General features: G+C 71.3%; 3 protein-coding genes. 1 reads left to right on the top strand and 2 read right to left on the bottom strand.

Annotated features, from left to right (window positions below; translation table 11 throughout):
- Window positions 1-939 (bottom strand): MFS transporter (locus tag J0695_RS34150; protein ID WP_372445867.1); only part of this gene is annotated, 939 nt, incomplete at its 3' end.
- A gap of 154 nt (window positions 940-1,093) precedes the next feature.
- Between J0695_RS34150 and J0695_RS34145 the strand changes: the two genes are divergently transcribed.
- Window positions 1,094-2,086 (top strand): GlxA family transcriptional regulator, encoded by a 993-nt coding sequence (locus J0695_RS34145; protein WP_206968651.1) that lies wholly within the window; start codon window positions 1,094-1,096, stop codon window positions 2,084-2,086.
- Window positions 2,087-2,117: 31 nt separating this feature from the next.
- On the opposite strand, the gene J0695_RS34140 is transcribed toward J0695_RS34145, so the two are convergent.
- On the bottom strand, window positions 2,118-3,549 hold a 1,432-nt coding region (locus tag J0695_RS34140), incomplete at its 5' end, for an alkaline phosphatase D family protein (RefSeq protein ID WP_206968650.1).

Here is a 3,549-nt window from a genome sequence, read left to right as displayed (position 1 = left end):
GTTCTCGGGCACGTTCGCGATGATCCCGAACAGGGCGAACGTGCCCGAGAACAGCGGCCGTCCAGGGCGGAGCCGCATCGCGAGCAGGCCGCCCACCGCGTTGCCCGCCCCGTTCAGCGTCATCATCACGCCGAACATGGTCGAACCGTGCCGCTCGGTGACCACCACCGCCTCCAGCGGGACGAGCGGGCCCAGCACGGTCACTCCGTACACCGTCCAGACGAGGATCACGCCCCAGAGCCAGCTGCGCGCCCTGAACTCCCGCCAGCCGCCCGCTATGTCCGCGAGGAAGGATTCGCCGCGGGTACGGGCCATCGGGGCCAGGCGGATCATGAAGAGGCAGGCGCCGCTCACCGCGAACGTTCCCGCGTTGACCCCGAAGACGACTCCCGGGCCGCCGAAGCCGACCAGGGCGCCTGCCGCCGCCGGGCCCGCCATCGTCGTCAGAGATTCGGCGACGTTCAGCATCGCGTTGCCGCGCTGCACGTCCGGGACCATCCTCGGCAGCATGCTCGCGACGCCCGGCTGGAAGAGGGCCGCGGCGAGGCCGTTGAGCGCGCTCAGGGCGAAGACGAGCCAGAGCGGCGGGGATCCGGCCGCGAAGACGACCGCGAGCAGCGTCGTGGCGCCCAGGCGCACCGCGTCGGCGAGGACCATCATCCGGCGCGGGGTGAAACGATCCGCCAGTACCCCTCCGACGATCACGAACCCGGAGAAACACACCATCCAGGCACCGAGCGCGAAGGAGACGGACGAGGCGCCGTGGCCCGCGTTCAGGAGTCCCGCGGCGAGGGCGACCGGCACCATGCCGTCGCCGAAGCGGGCGACGGTCCTGGCCGTGAAGAAGTAGCGGAAGTTACGGTTCCAGAGGCTGGCCCCCGGGACGGATTCCGGGCCGGGGCCGGAGCCGAGATCCGGGCCGGGAACAGGGCCGGGAATTACCCCGCCGGGTCCCCGCGTTTCACTGGCGGCCCCTGCCGCAGCGGCCGATGATTCGAGGGCCTTGCCCCCTGAGGATGCAGATGTCACGCCGGTGAGGATTACCAGGGACTGGTCTGGACCACCAGCCCTTATCTCAAGGGAAGAGACCTTCATGCCGCAGCCGCCCCGCCCCCACCGCGTCGTCGTCCTGGCTCTCGACGGGCTCCTCCCCTTCGAACTCGGCATCCCCCAGAGGATCTTCGGGATGGCGAGGGACATCGGCACCCGCAGGAATCTGTACGAGGTCGTGACCTGTTCGATACGGCCCCCAGGACCCGTACGCACCGACGCCGACTTCTCCGTCCTCGTCGAGAACGGCCCCGAGGCCCTGGCCACCGCCGACACCGTCGTGATCCCGGCCTCGTACGAACTCGGCCCCGTCTTCGAGGAGGGCACGCTCACCCCCGAGCTCGCCGCCGCCCTCGCGCTGATCCGGCCGGGCACGCGCCTCGTCTCCATCTGCACGGGCAGTTACGTCCTCGCCGCCGCCGGCCACCTCGACGGCCGCCCCGCGACCACCCACTGGTGCCACGCGGACCACTTCCAGGAGCTCTTCCCGGCCGTCCAGGTGGACCCCGACGTCCTCTTCATCGACGACGGAGACGTCCTCACCTCCGCCGGGGTCGCCGCCGGGATCGATCTCTGCATCCACATCGTGCGCCGCGACTGCGGTACGGCGGTCGCCAACGACGTCGCCCGGCGCACGGTCGTCCCCCCGCACCGGGACGGCGGCCAGGCCCAGTTCATCCAGCGCCCGGTTCCCGAGCCTCAGCTGGCGACCACGACGGCCGCCCGCGCCTGGGCGCTCGGCCGGCTCCACGAACCCATCCAGCTGCGGGACATGGCCGAGCAGGAAGCCATGTCGGTACGGACCTTCACCCGTCGCTTCCGCGAGGAGGCGGGCATCAGCCCCGGCCAGTGGATCACCCAGCAGCGGGTGGAGCGCGCCCGCCACCTCCTGGAGTCCTCGGACCTCACCATCGACCAGGTGGCCAGGGACTCCGGCTTCGGCACCGCCCAGTCGATGCGCGCGCACCTGCAGGCCGCGCTCGGGGTCCCGCCCACGGTCTACCGGCGCACCTTCCGCATCGCCGCCGGCGCCTGACGAAGCCTGGAAGAAGCCTGAAGAAGCGGCCCTACCCCAGCAGCTGCACCCCGGGCCGGTCCGACCGCACCCGCAGCCGGGCCGCCGTGCTCGCCGTCGCCGTCGGCTTCACCACCGTCGAGACGACCCGCACCTGCGCCTCCACCGACTGCCGGCCGATGTCGAAGAGGTGGTAGCCGCGGTGGGCGTCGATGAACTTCCAGTGCGGATTGTCGGCCCGCAGCGGGTTCCAGTACGCGTCGAAAGCCGCCAGGTCCTGGTCACCGTTGCTGGAGATCGAGGTGCCCACGAACTCCGCGCCCACGACAGCCGACGACGGGTTGCCGAAGTCTTTCTTCAGGTCGCTGATCATCGTCAGGTGCCGGTCACCGGAGAGGACCAGCGGGTTGCGTACGGACTGGAACTGCCCCAGCAGCGCGTTGCGTTCGGCCTGATAGCCGTCCCACGCGTCGTAGAACCAGAGCTTGCCTTCCCCCTGCTGGATGTCCGTCTCGGCCATCATGATCTGCGAGGCGATCACGTTCCAGCGGGCGGGCGAGCGGTGCAGCCCGCGCAGCAGCCACTCCTTCTGGGTGGCGCCGAGCATCGTCAGCATCGGATCCTGCGCACCGGCCTGCGTGGTGACCTGGTCGCTGCGGAACTGGCGGGTGTCCAGGACGTTGAGGCGGACCAGCCGGCCGTAGTCGAAGCGCCGGTACATCTGGATGTGCGGGCCGTCGGGAATCTGGCTCGCGCGGACTGGCATGTGCTCGTAGTACGCCTGGAAGGCCGCGGTGAGGCGGGTGACGAACGCGTCGTGCGTCTGCTTCGTGGGGTCCTGCGGGACCTGCCCCGCCCAGTCGTTGTCGACCTCGTGGTCGTCGAAGGTGACGACCCAGGGGGCGTGCGCGTGCATCGCCTGGAGGTCGGGGTCGGTGCGGTACTGGGCGTAGCGGTTGCGGTACTGCTCCAGGCTGTACGGCTCCCCCGAGCCCTCGTGGACGCGCACGGAACCGGCGGCGGGCGCGGACTCGTAGATGTAGTCGCCGACGAAGAGGACCAGGTCGGGGTTCTGCGCGAGCATGTCGGCGTACGGGGTGAAGAACCCGTTCTGCCAGTTCTGGCAGGAGGCCAGCGCGATGCGCAGCCCGCCGCCCGGGGAGTGCGGGTGCGGGGCGGTGTGGGTGCGGCCGACCGGGGACACCTGGCCGCCGACGCGGAAGCGGTACCAGTACTCGCGCCCCGCCTCCAGACCGCGCGCATCGGCGTGCACGCTGTGTCCGTACGCGGGGAGGGCCTGCGCGATGCCGCGGCGGACGATGCGCCGGAAGCGCGGATCGGCGGCGACCTGCCATTCGACGGCGACGGGGGCGTCGGGCATCCCGCCGCCGTGCAGGGGGTCGGGGGCGAGGCGGGTCCACAGCACGACGGCGTCGGGCAGCGGGTCGCCGGAGGCGACGCCGAGGGTGAACAGGCCCTCCGGG

Origin of the sequence: Streptomyces beijiangensis (assembly GCF_017315755.1) — a bacterium.
Taxonomy (GTDB): domain Bacteria; phylum Actinomycetota; class Actinomycetes; order Streptomycetales; family Streptomycetaceae; genus Streptomyces; species Streptomyces beijiangensis.
This window is presented reverse-complemented; position numbering and strand designations above follow the sequence as displayed.